Here is a 16,548-nt window from a genome sequence, read left to right as displayed (position 1 = left end):
CGCCCGCGCCCGTGCCTTCGAGACCTCGAGACCCGCACGGGGCCCCACACCCCTAGCCCCTCTCCACGAGGGAGAGGGGAACACCGGCGGCGAACCGGGAGGACCGCGCAGATGCACCTCTACATCGCCAAGCGGCTCGCCGCCCTGGTGCCGATCCTGTTCGGGCTGACGCTGATCGTCTTCTTCATCATGGCGCTGATCCCGGGCGACCCGGCGCTCGCGATCCTCGGCGCCTACGCGACGCCCGAGAACGTGGCGCGGCTGAACACCCAGCTCGGCCTCGACCAGCCGCTGCCCGTGCAGTACGTCACCTGGCTGACGAACCTCCTGCAGGGCGATCTCGGGCGGTCCTACTCGCTCAACCGGCCGGTGCTCGACGAGGTGCTGGAGCGCTTCTCCGCCACCGCGATCCTCGCCGGCGCGGCGCTCGTCCTGTGCACGATCCTCGGCCTCCTCGCCGGCATCGTCTCGGCCGTGCGGCAATACGGGCTCGCGGACAAGGTGGTGACGCTCCTCGTGCTCGTCGGCATCTCGATGCCGTCGTTCTGGCTCGGGCTGCTGCTGATCCTGTTCTTCGCGGTCGAGCTGCGCTGGCTGCCCGCGTCGGGCATGTACGCGATCTACGGTGGCGGCGACCTGCCGGACCTCCTGCGCCACCTCGTCCTGCCGGCGGTCACCCTCGCCGCGGTGGCGACGGGCGTCGTCGCCCGCCTCACCCGCTCGGCGATGCTCGAGGTGCTGCGCCAGGACTTCATCCGCACCGCGCGCGCCAAGGGCCTGCCCGAGCGCCGCGTGATCTACGTCCACGCCTTCAAGGCGGCGCTCGTCTCGATCATCCCCGTCGTCGGCATCCAGGCGGGCTTCGTGCTCGGCGGGGCGGTCTACATCGAGACCGTGTTCCAGTGGCCGGGCATCGGGCGCATGCTGGTCCAGGCGATCTCGACGCGCGACATCCTGCTCGTGCAGGGTGGAGTGCTCGTGGTGGCCGCGAGCTACGTGCTGATCAACCTCCTCGTCGACGTCCTCCAGAGTGTCGTCGACCCGCGGGTGAAGGCATGAGCGCCACCTCCCCCGCCGCCCCCGCGAAGGGGACGAGGAGCCGCTCCTTCCTGCGCCTCCTGCTGCGCAACCGCCTCGCCGGGCTCGGCCTCGTGGTGCTGACGCTCATCGTCGCGATCGCGATCCTCGCGCCGGTCCTGCCGCTCGCGGACCCCAACGCGACGGCACCCGCGAACCGACTGCTGCCGCCCTTCTCGCCCGGCCATCTCCTGGGCACCGACGAGCTCGGCCGCGACCTGCTCTCGCGCCTCGTGTGGGGCACGCGGCTCTCGCTCGCGATGGGCGTCGCGGCGACGCTCGTCGCGGCCCTCGTCGGCTCGACCATCGGCCTCGTCGCCGGCTACGCGGGCGGGCGGCTCGACAACGCGCTGATGCGCTCGATCGACATGCTGATGGCGTTTCCCTACATCCTGCTCGCGCTCGCCATCGTCGCCGTGCTCGGGCCGGGGCTGCTCAATGCGCTCTACGCCGTCGCGGTCGTCAACATCCCGTTCTTCGCGCGCAACATCCGCGGCGTATCGGTCGGGCTCGCGCACCGGGACTTCGTCGAGTCGGCGCGGCTCGCGGGCATGGGGCACGGGCGCATCCTCGTCTCCGAGATCCTTCCCAACGTCATGCCGGTGATCGTGATCACGATGTCGACGACCGTCGGCTGGATGATCCTTGAGACCGCCGGCCTCTCCTTCCTGGGGCTCGGCTCGCAACCGCCGCAGGCGGATCTCGGCTCGATCCTCGGCGAGGGCCGCAAGGTGATGCTCACCGCGCCGCACGTCACCACGATCGCGGGCATCACGATCTTCCTCGTCGTGATGAGCATCAACCTCGTCGGCGACGGGGTGCGCGACGCGCTCGACCCGCGGCTGTCGTCGGGCGCGCTCGCCCGCCCGTCGGCGGTGACGCGGATCGCCCGCCCGAAGGGAGAGGGCGCGGCCGCGGCGGCGGCGCCCTCGGGTGACCACGCGCTCGCCGTGCGCGGGCTCTCGACCCGCTTCGAGGTCGGCGCGCGGGTCCTGCGCGCCGTGGAGGACGTCTCCTTCACCATCCGCCGGGGCGAATGCCTCGGCCTCGTCGGCGAGTCGGGCTCCGGCAAGTCCGTCACCGCGCTCTCGCTGCTCGGCCTCGTCCCCTCCCCGCCCGGCGTGATCCGGTCCGGCCACGTCTGGCATGCCGGCGAGGACGTTCTGTCGCTCTCGCGCGAGAAGCTCAGGGCGCTGCGCGGCGGGCGGATCTCCTACATCTTCCAGGACCCGCTCGGCACGCTGCACCCGCTCTTCCCAATCGGCGAGCAGCTGGTCGAGGCGATCCGCGCGCACCGCCCGGCCACGCACGCGCAGGCCTGGCAGGAGGCGGTGGCGCTGCTCGAGCGCGTGCGCATTCCCGCCGCACAGGACCGGGCGAAGGCGCTGCCGCACGAGCTCTCGGGCGGCATGCGCCAGCGCGTCGCCATCGCCATGGCGCTCGCCGACGAGCCGGACCTCATCATCGCCGACGAGCCGACGACGGCCCTCGACGTCACGGTCCAGGCGCAGATCCTGGCGCTCCTCGACGAGCTGCGGCGCGAGCGGGGGCTCGCGCTCCTGTTCATCACCCACGATTTCGGCGTGGTCTCGCAGCTCTGCGACCGGGTGGCGGTCATGTACGCGGGGCGCATCGTAGAGGAAGGCCCGACGGCGCAGGTCCTCGCCGCGCCCGCCCATCCCTACACGCGCCGGCTGATCGCCTGCGTGCCGATCCTCGGCTCGGGGAGGCGCACGCTCGACGCGATCCCCGGCCTCCCTCCGCCGGTCGACGCGCTGCCCGACGGCTGCGCCTTCGCCCCGCGCTGCCCCCGCGCGACCGGCGCATGCCGCCAAGGCGAGATACCGCCGATCTCGGTGGCCGACGGGCGCGCCGCCCGCTGCCTCTACGCCGGCGAGGTGATGCGCGAGGCACGCATCGGGAGCGCGGCATGACGATCGCATCGGGCACCCCGCCGATCCTGGAGACGAGCGGCCTCGGCAAGACCTTCGGCGGCGCGCGCAGGCTGCTCGGCGGACGCCGGCCGAGCGTCCACGCCGTGCGCGACGTCACGCTCGCCGTCGCGCCGGGCGAGACGCTCGGAGTCGTGGGTGAATCGGGCTGCGGCAAGTCCACCCTCGCGCGTATGCTGGTCGGCCTCGTGCCGCCCACGAGCGGGACGATCGCGCTCGAGGGCAAGACCCTGACCGAGGCCGCGAAGGCTGGGCCGCGGGCCTTCGGCCGCACCATCCAGTACGTCTTCCAGGACCCCGCGAGCGCGCTCAACCCGCGCAAGACGATCCGCCGGATCCTGGAGGCGCCGCTCATCCACCTGATCGAGGCGGACGCCCCGGCCCGCGAGCGGCGCATCGCGGAGCTGATGGACCTCGTCTCGCTCCGGCCGGAATTCCTGGAGCGCTACCCGCACGAGTTCTCCGGCGGGCAGGCGCAACGCATCGGCATCGCCCGGGCGCTCGCGGCCGAGCCGCGCATCCTCGTGCTCGACGAGCCTGTCTCGGCGCTCGACGTGTCGGTGCAGGCGCAGGTGCTCAACCTGCTGTCGGACCTGCGCGGGCGGCTCGGCCTCACCTACCTCTTCATCAGCCACGACCTCGCGGTGGTCGAGGCGATCGCGGAGCGGGTGGCGGTGATGTATTTCGGGCACGTGGTCGAGACCGGGCCCGTGGAGGCGGTCTTCCGTGCCCCGCGCCACCCCTATACGCGCCTCCTCCTGTCGTCGGCCCCCGTCATCGGTGCGCGGGCGAAGGCCTCGGACGCACCGCAGGCGGAGCTGCCGGACCCGACGCGCCCGCCGCCGGGCTGCGCCTTCGCCGGGCGTTGCCCGAACGTGCGCGACGATTGCCGCACACGCCCGCCGCCGCTCGTCCCGATGGGTCCGGCGCGCGCGGCCGCCTGCATCCACCCCCTGCCCGCGGACGGCGCCGATGCCCTCGCGTGACGATCCGATCCTCGCGCCGACGACGTCCCGCCCGCGCGGGCGCACCGCGGCCGTCGCCGAGACGATCAAGGGCTGGATTCACGAGCGCGGCCTCGTGCCCGGCGATCGGCTGCCGCAGGAGCGCGAGTTGATCGCGCTCTTCCGCGTCAGCCGCGGCACCATGCGCGAGGCGCTGAAGCTGCTGGAAGCGCAGGGCCTCGTGCGCATCCGCACCGGCCCCTCCGGCGGCGCGCAGGTGGCCGAGCCGTCCGTCGAGCACGCCTCGGAGCTGCTCGGCAACTACTTCTTCTTCAAGGACCTGACCGTCCGCGACATCTACGCGATCCGCAAGCGCCTCGAGCCGGACCTCGCCGCGAGTGTCGCCGCCGTCGCGACAGATGCCGACGTGCGCCGGCTCCTGGCGGCCATGACGCCCTACGAGGGACCGGCCTTCGGGGCGCAGGAGGAGCGCCGGCAATGGATCGCCGAGCTCGAGTTCCACGACGTGCTGGTCTCGATGGCGCCGAACCCGCTGCTCGCCTTCGGCTGCGGCTTCGCCATCCGGCTCCTCAAGGAGCTCGCCGTCTGCCGCACGATCTACGAGCGCCCCTCCCCGGAGCTGCGCCAGCGCGGTCGGCTCTATCAGCTCGCGCTGATCGACGCGCTGCGCGCCCACGATCCGGACACCGCGCGTTCGGTCATGGAGGCGCACATGCGCTTCGCCGAGGGCGTGATGGAGGCCGAGGAGGCCGTGGTGCGCCGCGCCTTCCTGCGCGCGCGAGGAGGCACCATGAGAGGAACCGGCGGCAGCGGTGGGACGTCACGCGGCCCCTGACGGCGCGCCCCAGGCGATGAAATGCGGGTTGCCCCATGGCCGGGTGCCCTCTCCCCACGGCCCGCCATAGCTCAGCGGTGTGCCGTCGAGCCGCTCGACGCGCCCGCCCGCCGCCTCGAGGATCGCCTGGCCGGCGGCGGTGTCCCACTCCATGGTGGGCGAGAGCCGCGGGTAGACGTCGGCCTCGCCCGCGGCCAGCAGGCAGAATTTCAGCGAGGAGCCGCGGGAGATCCGCGTCTGCGCGCCGAGCCGCTCGAGGCAGGCCTCCGTCTCCGGCCCCGCGTGGCGCCGGCTCGCCACGGCGATACGGTCGCTCGCCGGGACCGGCCGCGCGCGGATCGGCCGCCAGGCGGCGGGCGCGCCGTCGAGGACGTCGGCCTCCCGCGCGCCCTCCCCTCGCGCGCCGACGCACACCAGCCCGAGCGCCGGCGTGTGGATCACCCCCGCGACGGCGCGGCCGTCCTCGACGAGCGCGATGTTGACCGTGTATTCGCCGCTTCCGGCGACGAACTCCTTGGTGCCGTCGAGCGGGTCGACGAGGAAGAAGCGCCCCCGCTGCGCCGGCGCGCGCTCGCCGGCGCTCTCCTCGGAGACGATCGGGATGCCGGGCGCGTCGCGGGCGAGCACCGCCGCGATGGCCGCGTCCGCCGCCTCGTCCGCGGCGGTGACGGGGGAGGCGTCGGCTTTCGTCCGCACCGCCGTGTCACCGGCCTCGACGACCGCGCGGATCGCGCGCCCGCCGGCGAGCGCGGCCGCGATCATCACCTCGAGCACCGCCTGAGCCATCGAACCCTCCTCGCGATCATGGATCCCGTCAGCAACCTTAGAGCGATACGGACGCGGTGCAAGACGTGCCGCGACCCGTTCAGGGCAGCGCCTCGAGCGGCGCGCGCAGATCCGGCGTGCGCTCGAGCGTCCGCCCCAGCCGCTCGCGCCAGAACGGTCCACGCGCCAGGGCGGCGCGGTAGGCGTCGGCGAGATCGACCGGCCGATCCTCGGCCAGCGCCTGCATGACGAAGCGCGCCTGCAGCACGTCCTTGTCGGACTCGAGCGTGTCGGGGTCGCCCCGGAAATCGCCCGCCGCCTCGTCGAGCAGGGAGGAGACGAGGTCGCGGTAGGCCGCGTGGGCGAGCGGCGAATGGCGTCGGACGCGGCTCATGCGCTCGTGCTCGACAAAAAGGAATTTCGTCGAGCATAGGAACGGAGCCGCTGCCGCTCAGGCCGCGCCGCCGCTTCTCACGGCCGCCCCACGCTCGCGTAGGCGAAGCCCGCCTCGCGCACCTCTTCGGGGCGGTAGACGTTGCGCAGGTCGACGAGCACCGGCGCGGCCATGATCTGGCGCAGGCGCTTCAGGTCGAGCGCGCGGAACGCGTTCCACTCGGTCACGAGGACGAGCGCGTCCGCGCCCTCGGCGCAGGCGTAGGGGTCCGCCGCGTAGGCGACGCCGTCGAGCACGGTGCGGGCCTGCTCCATGCCTTCGGGGTCGTAGGCGACGACGGAGGCTCCGCCGTCCTGGAGCGCCTGGACGATCGTGATCGAGGGCGCGTCGCGCATGTCGTCCGTGTTGGGCTTGAAGGTCAGCCCGAGCACGGCGACGCGCTTGCCGCGCACGGAGCCGCCGCAGGCGGCCACCACCTTGCGGCCCATGGCGCGCTTGCGCTGGTCGTTGACCGCCGCGACCGTCTCGACGATTCGCACGGGGCACTCGGCGTCCTGCGCGGTCTTGATCAGGGCGAGCGTGTCCTTGGGGAAGCACGAGCCGCCGTAGCCCGGGCCGGCATGCAGGAACTTCGAGCCGATGCGGTTGTCGAGCCCGATCCCGCGGGCGACGTCCTGCACGTCCGCACCCACCTTCTCGCACAGGTCCGCCATCTCGTTGATGAAGGTGATCTTGGTGGCGAGGAAGGCGTTGGCGGCGTATTTCGTCAGTTCCGCCGTGCGCCGCGAGGTGACGAGGATCGGCGCCTGGTTGAGGTAGAGCGGCCGGTAGAGCTCGCGCATCACGTCGGCGGCGCGCGTGTCCTCGGCGCCGACCACGATCCGATCGGGGCGCTTGAAATCGGAGATCGCCGCGCCCTCCCGCAGGAATTCCGGGTTGGAGACGACGGCGAATTCCGCCTCGGGCCGCTCCTCGCGGATGATCCGCTCCACTTCGTCGCCCGTGCCGACCGGCACGGTCGACTTCGTCACTACCACCGTGTAGCCGCGCATGGCGTGGGCGATCTCGCGCGCGGCGGCGACGACATAGGAGAGGTCCGCGTGCCCGTCGCCGCGGCGCGAGGGCGTGCCGACGGCGATGAACACCGCCTCCGCCGCCGCGACCGCGTCGGTCAGGTCGGTGGCGAAGGCGAGCCGGCCCTGGGCGACGTTGCGGCGTACGAGATCCTCGAGCCCGGGCTCGTAGATCGGCATTCGCCCCGCCTCGAGCGCTGCGATCTTCGCCGGATCCTTGTCGATGCAGGCGACCTCGTGGCCGAAGTCGGCGAAGCAGGCCCCGGAGACGAGGCCGACGTAGCCGGAGCCGATCATCGCGACGCGCATGGCGGGTGCATCCTCTCGGTAGGGCGGGCGCGGGGCCGCGACGGTCCGCCGGGCGGGTCATAGGAGCGACGGCCGTTCCAGGCAAGCGCGCGTCGGTCCGCTGGTTCCCGGACGCGTCACGTTACTTCGCGCGCGCGACGCCGCGATGACGCGTCGACGACACCGCTCGGGTCCGGCGGCGCCCGCACGCGGACCGTGTCGTATCGTCCATCCTGGAAATCTTCGAATGTCATGCGCGCGTCAAGACCGGCGACGCATGGTCCGTCCGGCCGGCCGCGAGGGCGCGCCGGGCCGACATGGGAGACGACCGCGATGGATGACACGTCCTACCAGAACGCCCCCGGCTGGGAGCACGGCGACGAGCCGCCCTGCAACACGTCCGCCAACGCCACCTTCTACGATGTGGTGGACGCCCGCACGACCCGCCGCGGCGTGCTCATGGGCGGCCTCGCCGCCGCCGTCACGGGCGTGTTCGGCGCGAGCTTCGCCGGTGCGACGGCCGCGCGGGCGCAGGCCGGCACGGCCCTGCTCGGGTTCGAGCCGATCGCCACCTCCGAGGCCGACACCGTCGTCGTGCCGCCGGGCTACCGGGTCCAGGTCCTCGCTCCCTGGGGCGAGCCGATCGATCCGGCCGGACCGGCCCACGGCCGCGACGCCAGCGGCGCGGACCAGGCCGTGCAGATCGGCATGCACCACGACGGCATGCACTTCTTCCCGATCGACGGCTCGTCGACGGACGGTCTCCTGGTGATGAACCACGAGTACGTCGAGCCGCGGTTCCTGCACGCCGCCTACGACGGCATCGCGCTCGATTCCGGCGCCGTGGTCGTGGAGAACGGCCAGCGCGTCGACGACGAGGTCCTCAAGGAGATCAACGCCCACGGCGTCTCCGTGGTGCGCGTCTCCCGCGGCGCGGACGGCACCTGGAGCATCGTTTCCGACCCGCGCAACCGGCGCGTCACGGCCGCGACCGCAATCGAGATCTCCGGGCCGGTGCGTGGCTCCGACCACGTGCGCACGCTCTACAGCCCGGACGGGACGATGGTGCGCGGCACCATCAACAACTGCGCCCACGGCGTGACGCCGTGGAACACGTACATGGCCGCCGAGGAGAATTGGGCGGGCTACTTCCGCAACGGCGACACCGAGGACCAGAAGCCGAATCTGCCGCGCGAGCACGCCCGCTACGGCGTGCCGGCCGGCACGTCGCGCTATGCCTGGGAGCTCGCCGCCTCCGGCTCGGACGAATTCGTCCGCTTCGACGCCTCCACCCGCGGCGCGTCCCCCGCCGAGGACTACCGCAACGAGCCCAACGGTTTCGGCTGGATGGTCGAGATCGACCCGTTCGATCCCGAGGCCCGCCCGGTGAAGCGCACCGCGCTCGGCCGCTTCGCCCACGAGGGCGTGGTGTTCGCCCCGGCGGTCGAGGGTCGTCCGGTCGTGTGCTACTCGGGCGACGACGCGCGTTTCGAGTACATCTACAAGTTCGTTTCCGCCCAGCCGTACGAGGCCGCCGGCGCGTCCGGCGCGCTGCTCGACGAAGGCACGCTCTACGTGGCGCGCTTCTCGGACGACGGCACCGGGACCTGGCTGCCGCTCGTGCACGGCGAAGGGCCGCTGACCACCGAGAACGGCTTTTCCGACCAGGCCGACGTGCTCGTCAACACCCGCCTGGCGGCCGACCTCCTCGGCGCGACCAAGATGGACCGTCCCGAGTGGGGCGCCGTCGACCCGAACTCGGGCGAGGTCTACTTCACGCTGACCAACAACAGCCGGCGCATCCAGGCGCAGGTGGATGCCGTGAACCCGCGCGCCGACAACCAGTTCGGCCACATCGTGCGCTGGCGCGAGGACGGCGACGACCACGCCGCGACCACCTTCTCCTGGGACCTGTTCGTCATCGCCGGCGACGCGCGTACCAGCGTCGCGCCGACCGGCGGCGCGCTCGGCGAGTTCGCGACCTTCGCCTGCCCGGACGGGCTGTGGTTCGACGATGCCGGCCGGCTCTGGATCCAGACCGACATCGGCGAGAGCGCGCAGAACAAGGGCGACTTCGCCCAGTTCGGCAACAACCAGATGCTCTGCGCCGATCCGTCGACGGGCGAGATCCGCCGCTTCCTCGCCGGGCCGATCGGCCAGGAGATCACCGGCGTCGTCACCACGCCGGACGGCCGCACGATGTTCGTCAACGTGCAGCATCCGGGCGCGACGACCACGGAGGAGGACTTCGCCGCCGGAACGCTCGTCAGCCGTTGGCCGGACGGCGGCGCGGCGGTCCCGCGCTCGGCCACGCTCGTGATCACCCGCGAGGACGGCGGCGTGATCGGCGCGTGACGCGTCACGCGGGGCCGGGGGCGGCGCACGCCCCCGGCCCCGCCCCCACGGCACGCCTTGCCGCCGCCACCCTGCCCTGATAAGCCTGCGCGCACGCTCCCCGAACCCTTCGCGACAGGATTTCCCGGCCGTGGCTCGTCAATTCATCTATCACATGCGGGGTCTCTCGAAGACCTATTCCGGCGGCAAGAAGGTCCTGGAGAACGTCCATCTGTCCTTCTACCCGGACGCGAAGATCGGCGTGCTCGGCCCCAACGGCTCCGGCAAGTCGACGCTGCTCAAGATCATGGCCGGCTTCGACAAGGAGTGGAACGGCGAGGCCTGGGTCGCGGACGGCGCCAAGGTCGGCTACCTGCCCCAGGAGCCGCAGCTCGACGCCTCGAAGACAGTGCGCCAGAACGTCGAGGAAGGCGTCGCCGCGCAGAAGGCCATCCTCGAGCGCTACAACGACCTCGCGATGAACTACTCGGAGGAGACCGCCGACGAGATGACGGCCCTCCAGGACGAGATCGAGGCGAAGGGGCTGTGGGATCTCGACTCGAAGGTCGACCAGGCGATGGACGCCCTGCGCTGCCCGCCCGACGACGCGGACGTCGGCGCGCTCTCGGGCGGCGAGCGCCGCCGCGTGGCCCTGTGCAAGCTCCTGCTCGACCAGCCCGACCTGCTGCTGCTCGACGAGCCGACGAACCATCTCGACGCCGAGACCGTCGCTTGGCTCGAGGGGCACCTGCGCAGCTACCCGGGCGCGATCCTGATCGTCACCCACGATCGCTACTTCCTCGACAACGTGACCGGCTGGATCCTCGAGCTCGACCGCGGCCGCGGCATCCCCTACGAGGGCAACTACACTTCCTGGCTGGAGCAGAAGCAGAAGCGCCTCCTCCAGGAGAGCCGCGAGGACGAGGCGCGCCAGCGCACCATCGAGCGCGAGCGCGAGTGGGTCTCCGCCTCGCAGAAGGCGCGCCAGACCAAGTCGAAGGCGCGTATCGCGCGCTACGAGGAGCTCGTCGCCAAGTCCCAGGACAAGGGGCCGACGACCGCGCAGATCATCATCCCGATCGCGGAGCGGCTGGGCCAGAACGTCATCGACGCCGAGGGCCTCACGAAGGGCTACGGCGACCGGCTGCTGATCGAGGGCCTCTCGTTCAAGCTGCCGCCCGGCGGCATCGTCGGCGTGATCGGCCCCAACGGCGCGGGCAAGACCACGCTGTTTCGCATGATCACAGGCCAGGAGACGCCGGATGCCGGCACGATCGCCGTCGGCGAGACGGTGAAGCTCGGCTACGTCGACCAGTCCCGCGACGCGCTCGACGCCAACAAGACCGTCTGGGAGGAGATCTCCGGCGGCAACGAGGTGATCTACCTCGGCAAGCGCGAGATGAACTCCCGCGCCTACTGCGCCGCCTTCAACTTCAAGGGCGGCGACCAGCAGAAGAAGGTCGGCGTGCTCTCCGGCGGCGAGCGCAACCGCGTGCACCTCGCCAAGATCCTGAAGTCCGGTGCCAACGTCCTCCTCCTCGACGAGCCGACCAACGACCTCGACGTGGACACCCTGCGCGCGCTGGAAGACGCGCTCGAGGACTATGCCGGCTGCGCCGTGATCATCAGCCACGATCGCTGGTTCCTGGACCGCATCGCCACCCACATCCTCTCGTTCGAGGGCGAGAGCCACGTGGAGTGGTTCGAGGGCAACTTCCAGGACTACGAGGAAGACAAGAAGCGCCGGCTGGGGATCGACAGCACGATCCCGCACCGGATCAAGTACAAGAAGTTCTCCCGCTGAGGGCGGCGGGCGTGGGGTGCGGGGTGCGGGGCGTGGCCGCGGTGACGCGTCACCAGTCGATGCGCCCCTCGCAGCCCGCGCTCTGCCACTCGGACTGCAGCCTCGCCTTGGCCTGCTGGGCACTCGCGATGCCTTGCTGCAGGCGCGAGATCTCGCTTCTCACGGCGCGCAGCGAGCCGTCGATGCCCGCCCTCTCCGTCAGAACCCGGTCGCGATCCGCCTTCGCCACTCCCAACTCCATCAGCAGCGTGGCGCGTGCCGGTCCATCGGCGTTCCACAACTGTGTCTCGATGCGATCGACCCGTGCCTCCTTCTCCTGCAGATCGCTCGTGAGCGCGCTGTGGCGCCAGGTCAACTCGCTCTGGCGTGCCTCGACCTGCGCGAGCTCGTTCGAGCGGGTCGTGAATTTCTGCTGAGCATCCGAATAGCTCCACTTCAGGTCGTTGCAGCTCATGACATCCTCCCCAGGAGCCCTGCCCGGCTCGATCCCGCTATCCAGAACGGCGCGTCGCCACTTCCGAAGTCGATCGAGGCGGCTCGCATGCCGCGCCTCCCCGGGGGCGGCGTCATCCCGACGCACGCGACGGATGGAAGATGCCGCAACGTGAGGTAAATTACCACGCTTAACTGCTGATAGCAAATCTGGAGAGCACCACCATCGGGGAATCCGCGTGACCGGCGCGCGAGAGACGCTATGCTCCGCACCGAGCGACTCGGGGGGCACAGGATGGACCGGACGATCCTCATCACCGGCGTGGGACGCGGCATCGGCCGCGGGCTGACGGAGGCGTACCTGCGCGCCGGCGCGAAGGTCGTCGGAACGATGCGCGACGCGACCCGCGCGCCCGCCACCTTCGCCGACGCGCTCGGCTCCGGCCGTCTGGTGCTGCTCGAGGCGGACGTGCGCGACGCCGAAAGCCTCGCGTCGGCCGCAGCGGCTCTGCGCGCCGAGCCCGTCGACGTTCTGATCGCCTGCGCCGGCATCATGGGGGCTCGCACGGCGGACACGATCGGCTCGGATCCGGGCGCCTATGCCGAGGTATTCGACGTCAACGTGCTCGGCGTGCTGCGCACGGTCCAGGCCTTCCGCCCGGCGCTCGCCCGCGCCGCGCAGGTGCGCGGCGAGGCCAAGGTGCTCGTGATCTCGAGCCAGATGGGCCAGGGCACGAACCCGAAATCGAACGCCATGCCCTACCGCGTCTCGAAGGCCGCCGCCAACGCCGTCGCCCGCGGTCTCGCGACCGACCTCGCCCCCGAGCGCATCCACCTCGCCGCCTGCCACCCCGGCTGGGTGCGCACGGAGATGGGCGGCCCGGGTGCGGACATCGGGGTGGAGGAGAGCGTCGCGGGGCTGATGCGGCTCGTGGACGGGCTCGACGCCGCAGCGGCCGGCGGGTTCTGGAACTGGGACGGGCAGCGGATGGCGTTCTGAGCGAGGCTCCGGCGCCGATCAGTCTCGGACGCGTTAGATCTCCATCACCCCCTCCACGTGCTCCGGCCACCTCCCCCGCCCGAGGAACACCGCATCCACCCGGAACGACCAGCCCGTGTCCGCCCAGCGGTTGCGGCTGCGCCAGGCGCGGATGGCGCGGGCGAGGCGGCGGCGCTTCTGCGGGGTGACGGCGACGCGGGCGTCGTCGAGGGCGGCGCGGGCCTTCACCTCGACGAACAGCACGATGCGTCCACGGCGCATCACGAGGTCGATCTCGCCGCCGGGTACGCGCCAGCGGCGGGCGATGGGCCGCCAGCCCTTGAGCATCAGCGCCGCGAGCGCCCGCCATTCGGCGAAGGCGCCGTGGGCGAGGGCGCGGCGGCGGCGGGCGGCACCCGACGCCTCTCCCGGGGCGGAGCGCATGGTCAATCGCGCCAGCGGGGGCGATGCGCGCCCGCATGCGGCGGTGCGGTGCCCGGCTCGACGGATATCTTGACCCGGTCTGCGGCCGGCTCGACGGCGATCTCGGTACCCGACGCCATGGCGATCAGCGCGAAGGAGACGCCCATCATCTCCTCGATCCGGGCGAGCGTTGCCGTCTCCAGCATCGACTCGAAGGCGAGCGCATCGGTCTTCACGCCGGCCTGGACGGGCCGCGGGTCGGCAACCATGGTGACGACGGAGAGCGGCATGCTCGAAGCCCCGGTCGTGCGGCGGCGCTATCGAGCGGCACCGGCCCCGCGTTGTCAAGCCGGCCGCGCCAAACCTTTCCGGGTCGATGCCGAAGGGGCTCTCCCCTGGCGGCGGGCGGGGGCGCGCCATACATATCGAGCATCGACCGTTCCTCGCGAGGCCCCATGATCCGGCTGATGCTCAACGGGCGCGAGACCGCGCTCGACGTCGACCCCGACATGCCGCTGCTCTGGGCGCTGCGCGACCATGCCGGGCTCACCGGCACGAAGTACGGCTGCGGCATCGCGCAATGCGGCGCCTGCACCGTCCATCTCGACGGGCAGCCGATCCGCGCCTGCGTCACCCCCGTCGCCGCCGTCGAGGGTGCCGCCGTCACCACCATCGAGGGCATCGAGGGTCCCGTCGCCGAGGCGGTGCGGGGGGCCTGGCGCGATCTCGACGTCGTGCAGTGCGGCTATTGCCAGTCGGGCCAGATCATGGCCGCGGTCGGCCTCCTCGCGCAGACCCCCTCCCCGACCGAGGACGACGTCGTCGCCGCCATGGACGGGAATCTCTGCCGCTGCGGCACGTACCAGCGCATCCGCGCCGCGATCGCGGACGCGGCCGCGCGGCTCGGCTGAGGGGGAGCGCGCGATGCTGTTCACGCCCACGCTCCCGCCCGTCACCCGCCGCGGCGTCCTCGTCGGCGGGCTGACGCTCGGCCTCGCGCTCGCGCTCGGCGGGCGGCGCGTGCGCGCCGCCGCGCCGGCCGGCGGCCTCGACGCGCCCGCCGCGCCCAACGCCTTCGTCACGATCGCGCCGGACGACACGGTGACCGTCGTCGTCAAGCACCTCGACATGGGCCAGGGCGTCTCGACGGGGCTCCCGACCATCGTCGCCGAGGAGCTCGACGCCGACTGGGCGCAGATGCGATTCGCCTTCGCACCCGCCGACGCGCGCCTCTACGCCAACCTCGCCTGGGGACCGGTGCAGGGCACGGGCGGCTCGAGCGCGACGGCGAATTCCTGGATGCAGTTGCGCAAGGCCGGCGCGGCGATGCGGGCGATGCTGGTCTCCGCGGCTGCCGCCGAATGGGGCGTGCCCGAGAGCGAGATCACCGTCGCGCGCGGGCGCATCCGCCACGCGGCGTCCGGCCGCGAGGCGGGCTTCGGCGTCTTCGCGGCGGCCGCTGCGGCGCTGCCCGTCCCCGCCGAGCCGCGGCTCAAGCGCCCGGACGAATGGACGCTCATCGGCCGCGAGGATCTGCCGCGGCTCGACGGCGCCGCGAAGACGGACGGCACCGCGATTTATTCCCTCGACGTGCGCGTGCCGGGCATGCTCACCGCGGTCGTCGCGCACCCGCCGCGCTTCGGCGCGCGCGTGGCGGGCTTCGACGACGCGGCGGCGCGCGCCGTGCCCGGCGTCGTCGACGTCGTCGAGATCCCCACCGGCGTCGCGGTCGTAGCCCGCGACACCTGGTCGGCGCTGCGCGGGCGCGACGCGCTCGAGGTCACCTGGGACGATACCCGCGCCGAGACCCGCTCCACCGAGGCGCTGGTCGCGGATGCCCGCGCCGTGCTCGACCGTCCGGGCATCCGGGCCGCCGGCGAGGGGGACGCCGCCGGCGCGCTGGCGAAGGCCGCGACCGTGATCGAGGCCGAGCACGTCTTCCCCTACCTCGCCCACGCCGCCATGGAGCCGATGAACGGCACCATCGCGCGCCGGGAGGACGGCTCCTACGAAGCCTGGGGCGGCTTCCAGATCCAGACCATCGACCAGGCGAGCATCGCCGCCATCCTCGGCGTCACGCCCGATCGGGTGCGGCTGAACACGCTCTTCGCCGGCGGCTCCTTCGGCCGGCGCGCCGTTCCGGGCGCGGACTGGGTGTCCGAGGCCGCGCACGTGCTGAAGGCGACGGGCGCGCGCGCGCCGATCCACCTCGTCTGGACGCGCGAGGACGACATGGGCGCCGGGCACTACCGCCCGCTCGTCGTGCATCGCCTGCGCGCCGGCCTCGACGCCGACGGCCGCATCGTCGGCTGGGAGCACCGCATCGCCGGCAAGTCGATCCTCAAGGGCACGCCCTTCGAGGCGCTGATCGTGGCCGACGGCGTCGACGCAACCAGCGTCGAGGGCGCGCGCGCCCTGCCCTACGCGGTCGGCGCCCATCGCCTGACCGTGCACGAGACCCGCGAACTCGTGCCGGTGCTCTGGTGGCGCGCGGTGGGCCATACCCACACCGCGCACGCGATCGAGACCATGATCGACGAGCTCGCGCACGCCGCCGGGCGAAACCCGGTCGACTACCGGCTCTCGCTCCTGGAGGAAGGCTCGCGCGAGGCCGCCGTGCTGCGCCGCGCCGCCGAGGCGGCCGGCTGGGCCGGCCCCGCGGGGGGCGACGGACGCGGGCGCGGCGTCTCGGTCCACACGTCCTTCGGCACGGCGGTGGCGATGGTGGCGGACGTTTCGATCTCCGGCACGGAAATCCGCGTCGCGCGCGTGGTCGCAGCCGTGGACTGCGGCGTACCCGTCAACCCGGACGTGATCCGCGCCCAGATCGAGGGCGCGGTCGGCTTCGCGCTCGCGAGCGTGCTGCGCGAGCGGGTGACGCTGGCGGACGGGGTGGTGCAGGAGACGAACTTCGACGCCTACCGGCCCACGCGCTTCTCGGAGATGCCGCGGGTCGAGGTGCACATCCTGCCCTCCGAGAACCCGCCGTCCGGCATCGGCGAGCCGGGGGTGCCGACGCTGGCACCCGCGATCGCCAACGCCGTCTTCGCCGCCACCGGCCGGCGCCTGCGCTCGCTGCCGCTCGATCTCTCGGGCGAGGGTGCGTGAGATTCGGCGCGGGCGCGGGAACCCGGCCCCCGCGGCGGCGTTGCCGACCGTTCCGAGTACGATTCTTCTGGGTGACCTCCAGGGAAGACCCTCCTCCAGCCCGGCCTCAGCGCCGGGCT

Annotated in this window: 15 protein-coding genes; 9 read left to right on the top strand and 6 right to left on the bottom strand. The window is 72.4% G+C overall.

Annotated elements, in window-relative coordinates; translation table 11 throughout:
• Positions 1-111: 111 nt before the first annotated feature.
• The 4 genes from AB9M23_RS04980 to AB9M23_RS04965 are packed head-to-tail and all read left to right on the top strand — an operon-like array spanning position 112 to position 4,829.
• Positions 112-1,059: an ABC transporter permease gene (locus AB9M23_RS04980; protein ID WP_372423004.1), complete on the top strand. Its 948-nt coding sequence runs from the start codon at positions 112-114 to the stop codon at positions 1,057-1,059.
• Positions 1,056-3,011 (top strand): dipeptide/oligopeptide/nickel ABC transporter permease/ATP-binding protein, encoded by a 1,956-nt coding sequence (locus tag AB9M23_RS04975; RefSeq protein WP_372423003.1) that lies wholly within the window; start codon positions 1,056-1,058, stop codon positions 3,009-3,011. Before AB9M23_RS04980 ends, AB9M23_RS04975 begins: the two co-directional genes overlap by 4 nt.
• Positions 3,008-4,015 carry an ABC transporter ATP-binding protein gene (locus tag AB9M23_RS04970; protein ID WP_372423002.1) on the top strand — a complete coding sequence of 336 codons (1,008 nt, stop codon included), beginning with the start codon at positions 3,008-3,010 and terminating at the stop codon, positions 4,013-4,015. Before AB9M23_RS04975 ends, AB9M23_RS04970 begins: the two co-directional genes overlap by 4 nt.
• Complete coding sequence (locus AB9M23_RS04965) at positions 4,002-4,829, top strand: FadR/GntR family transcriptional regulator (protein ID WP_372423001.1); 828 nt, start codon at positions 4,002-4,004, stop codon at positions 4,827-4,829. Before AB9M23_RS04970 ends, AB9M23_RS04965 begins: the two co-directional genes overlap by 14 nt.
• Here AB9M23_RS04965 and cysQ read toward each other — a convergent pair.
• The 3 genes from cysQ to AB9M23_RS04950 form a co-directional block, all read right to left on the bottom strand.
• Positions 4,815-5,603 carry a 3'(2'),5'-bisphosphate nucleotidase CysQ gene (gene cysQ / locus AB9M23_RS04960; protein WP_372423764.1) on the bottom strand — a complete coding sequence of 263 codons (789 nt, stop codon included), beginning with the start codon at positions 5,601-5,603 and terminating at the stop codon, positions 4,815-4,817. The two genes, AB9M23_RS04965 and cysQ, sit on opposite strands and share 15 nt — an antisense overlap.
• Positions 5,604-5,694: 91 nt before the next feature.
• Positions 5,695-5,988, bottom strand: coding sequence for a hypothetical protein (locus AB9M23_RS04955; RefSeq protein ID WP_372423000.1), 294 nt, complete (start codon positions 5,986-5,988; stop codon positions 5,695-5,697).
• Between the two features lie 77 nt (positions 5,989-6,065).
• The gene (locus AB9M23_RS04950) at positions 6,066-7,370 is read right to left on the bottom strand and encodes a UDP-glucose dehydrogenase family protein (protein WP_372422999.1); all 1,305 of its coding nucleotides are present in this window, start codon (positions 7,368-7,370) and stop codon (positions 6,066-6,068) included.
• Between the two features lie 312 nt (positions 7,371-7,682).
• Here AB9M23_RS04950 and AB9M23_RS04945 point away from each other — a divergent pair, with 312 nt between their 5' ends.
• Both AB9M23_RS04945 and ettA read left to right on the top strand, forming a co-directional pair.
• Complete coding sequence (locus tag AB9M23_RS04945; protein ID WP_372422998.1) at positions 7,683-9,704, top strand: PhoX family protein; 2,022 nt, start codon at positions 7,683-7,685, stop codon at positions 9,702-9,704.
• Positions 9,705-9,834: 130 nt separating this feature from the next.
• On the top strand, positions 9,835-11,487 hold the full coding sequence (ettA, locus tag AB9M23_RS04940) for an energy-dependent translational throttle protein EttA (RefSeq protein WP_372422997.1): 1,653 nt from the start codon (positions 9,835-9,837) through the stop codon (positions 11,485-11,487).
• Positions 11,488-11,536: 49 nt separating this feature from the next.
• On the opposite strand, the gene AB9M23_RS04935 is transcribed toward ettA, so the two are convergent.
• A complete protein-coding gene (locus tag AB9M23_RS04935) occupies positions 11,537-11,941 on the bottom strand; it encodes a hypothetical protein (protein WP_372422996.1) in 405 nt (134 codons plus the stop codon).
• 273 nt (positions 11,942-12,214) lie between these two features.
• On the opposite strand from AB9M23_RS04935, the gene AB9M23_RS04930 reads away from it, so the two are divergent.
• Positions 12,215-12,919 carry an SDR family NAD(P)-dependent oxidoreductase gene (locus AB9M23_RS04930; protein ID WP_372422995.1) on the top strand — a complete coding sequence of 235 codons (705 nt, stop codon included), beginning with the start codon at positions 12,215-12,217 and terminating at the stop codon, positions 12,917-12,919.
• A gap of 33 nt (positions 12,920-12,952) precedes the next feature.
• Here the strand turns inward: AB9M23_RS04930 and AB9M23_RS04925 are convergent, their stop codons facing one another.
• Positions 12,953-13,342 (bottom strand): YraN family protein, encoded by a 390-nt coding sequence (locus AB9M23_RS04925; protein WP_372422994.1) that lies wholly within the window; start codon positions 13,340-13,342, stop codon positions 12,953-12,955.
• Positions 13,343-13,344: 2 nt separating this feature from the next.
• Positions 13,345-13,611, bottom strand: a complete 267-nt coding sequence (locus AB9M23_RS04920) for a hypothetical protein (RefSeq protein WP_372422993.1) — start codon at positions 13,609-13,611, stop codon at positions 13,345-13,347.
• Positions 13,612-13,776: 165 nt separating this feature from the next.
• Here AB9M23_RS04920 and AB9M23_RS04915 point away from each other — a divergent pair, with 165 nt between their 5' ends.
• Complete coding sequence (locus tag AB9M23_RS04915; RefSeq protein ID WP_372422992.1) at positions 13,777-14,232, top strand: (2Fe-2S)-binding protein; 456 nt, start codon at positions 13,777-13,779, stop codon at positions 14,230-14,232.
• Positions 14,233-14,245: 13 nt separating this feature from the next.
• Complete coding sequence (locus AB9M23_RS04910; RefSeq protein ID WP_372422991.1) at positions 14,246-16,429, top strand: xanthine dehydrogenase family protein molybdopterin-binding subunit; 2,184 nt, start codon at positions 14,246-14,248, stop codon at positions 16,427-16,429.
• The last annotated feature ends 119 nt before the right edge of the window (positions 16,430-16,548 follow it).

This window comes from Salinarimonas chemoclinalis, from assembly GCF_041514305.1.
Classification (GTDB): Bacteria; Pseudomonadota; Alphaproteobacteria; order Rhizobiales; family Beijerinckiaceae; genus Salinarimonas; species Salinarimonas chemoclinalis.
This window is presented reverse-complemented; position numbering and strand designations above follow the sequence as displayed.

Excerpts from the sequence above, each read along its gene's own strand:
- AB9M23_RS04980 (WP_372423004.1), top strand. The coding sequence starts at position 112 with ATGCACCTCTACATCGCCAAGCGGCTCGCCGCCCTGGTGCCGATCCTG.
- AB9M23_RS04975 (WP_372423003.1), top strand. The coding sequence starts at position 1,056 with ATGAGCGCCACCTCCCCCGCCGCCCCCGCGAAGGGGACGAGGAGCCGC.
- AB9M23_RS04970 (WP_372423002.1), top strand. The coding sequence starts at position 3,008 with ATGACGATCGCATCGGGCACCCCGCCGATCCTGGAGACGAGCGGCCTC.
- AB9M23_RS04965 (WP_372423001.1), top strand. The coding sequence starts at position 4,002 with ATGCCCTCGCGTGACGATCCGATCCTCGCGCCGACGACGTCCCGCCCG.
- AB9M23_RS04955 (WP_372423000.1), bottom strand. The coding sequence starts at position 5,988 with ATGAGCCGCGTCCGACGCCATTCGCCGCTCGCCCACGCGGCCTACCGC.
- AB9M23_RS04950 (WP_372422999.1), bottom strand. The coding sequence starts at position 7,370 with ATGCGCGTCGCGATGATCGGCTCCGGCTACGTCGGCCTCGTCTCCGGG.
- AB9M23_RS04945 (WP_372422998.1), top strand. The coding sequence starts at position 7,683 with ATGGATGACACGTCCTACCAGAACGCCCCCGGCTGGGAGCACGGCGAC.
- AB9M23_RS04935 (WP_372422996.1), bottom strand. The coding sequence starts at position 11,941 with ATGAGCTGCAACGACCTGAAGTGGAGCTATTCGGATGCTCAGCAGAAA.
- AB9M23_RS04930 (WP_372422995.1), top strand. The coding sequence starts at position 12,215 with ATGGACCGGACGATCCTCATCACCGGCGTGGGACGCGGCATCGGCCGC.
- AB9M23_RS04925 (WP_372422994.1), bottom strand. The coding sequence starts at position 13,342 with ATGCGCTCCGCCCCGGGAGAGGCGTCGGGTGCCGCCCGCCGCCGCCGC.
- AB9M23_RS04920 (WP_372422993.1), bottom strand. The coding sequence starts at position 13,611 with ATGCCGCTCTCCGTCGTCACCATGGTTGCCGACCCGCGGCCCGTCCAG.
- AB9M23_RS04915 (WP_372422992.1), top strand. The coding sequence starts at position 13,777 with ATGATCCGGCTGATGCTCAACGGGCGCGAGACCGCGCTCGACGTCGAC.
- AB9M23_RS04910 (WP_372422991.1), top strand. The coding sequence starts at position 14,246 with ATGCTGTTCACGCCCACGCTCCCGCCCGTCACCCGCCGCGGCGTCCTC.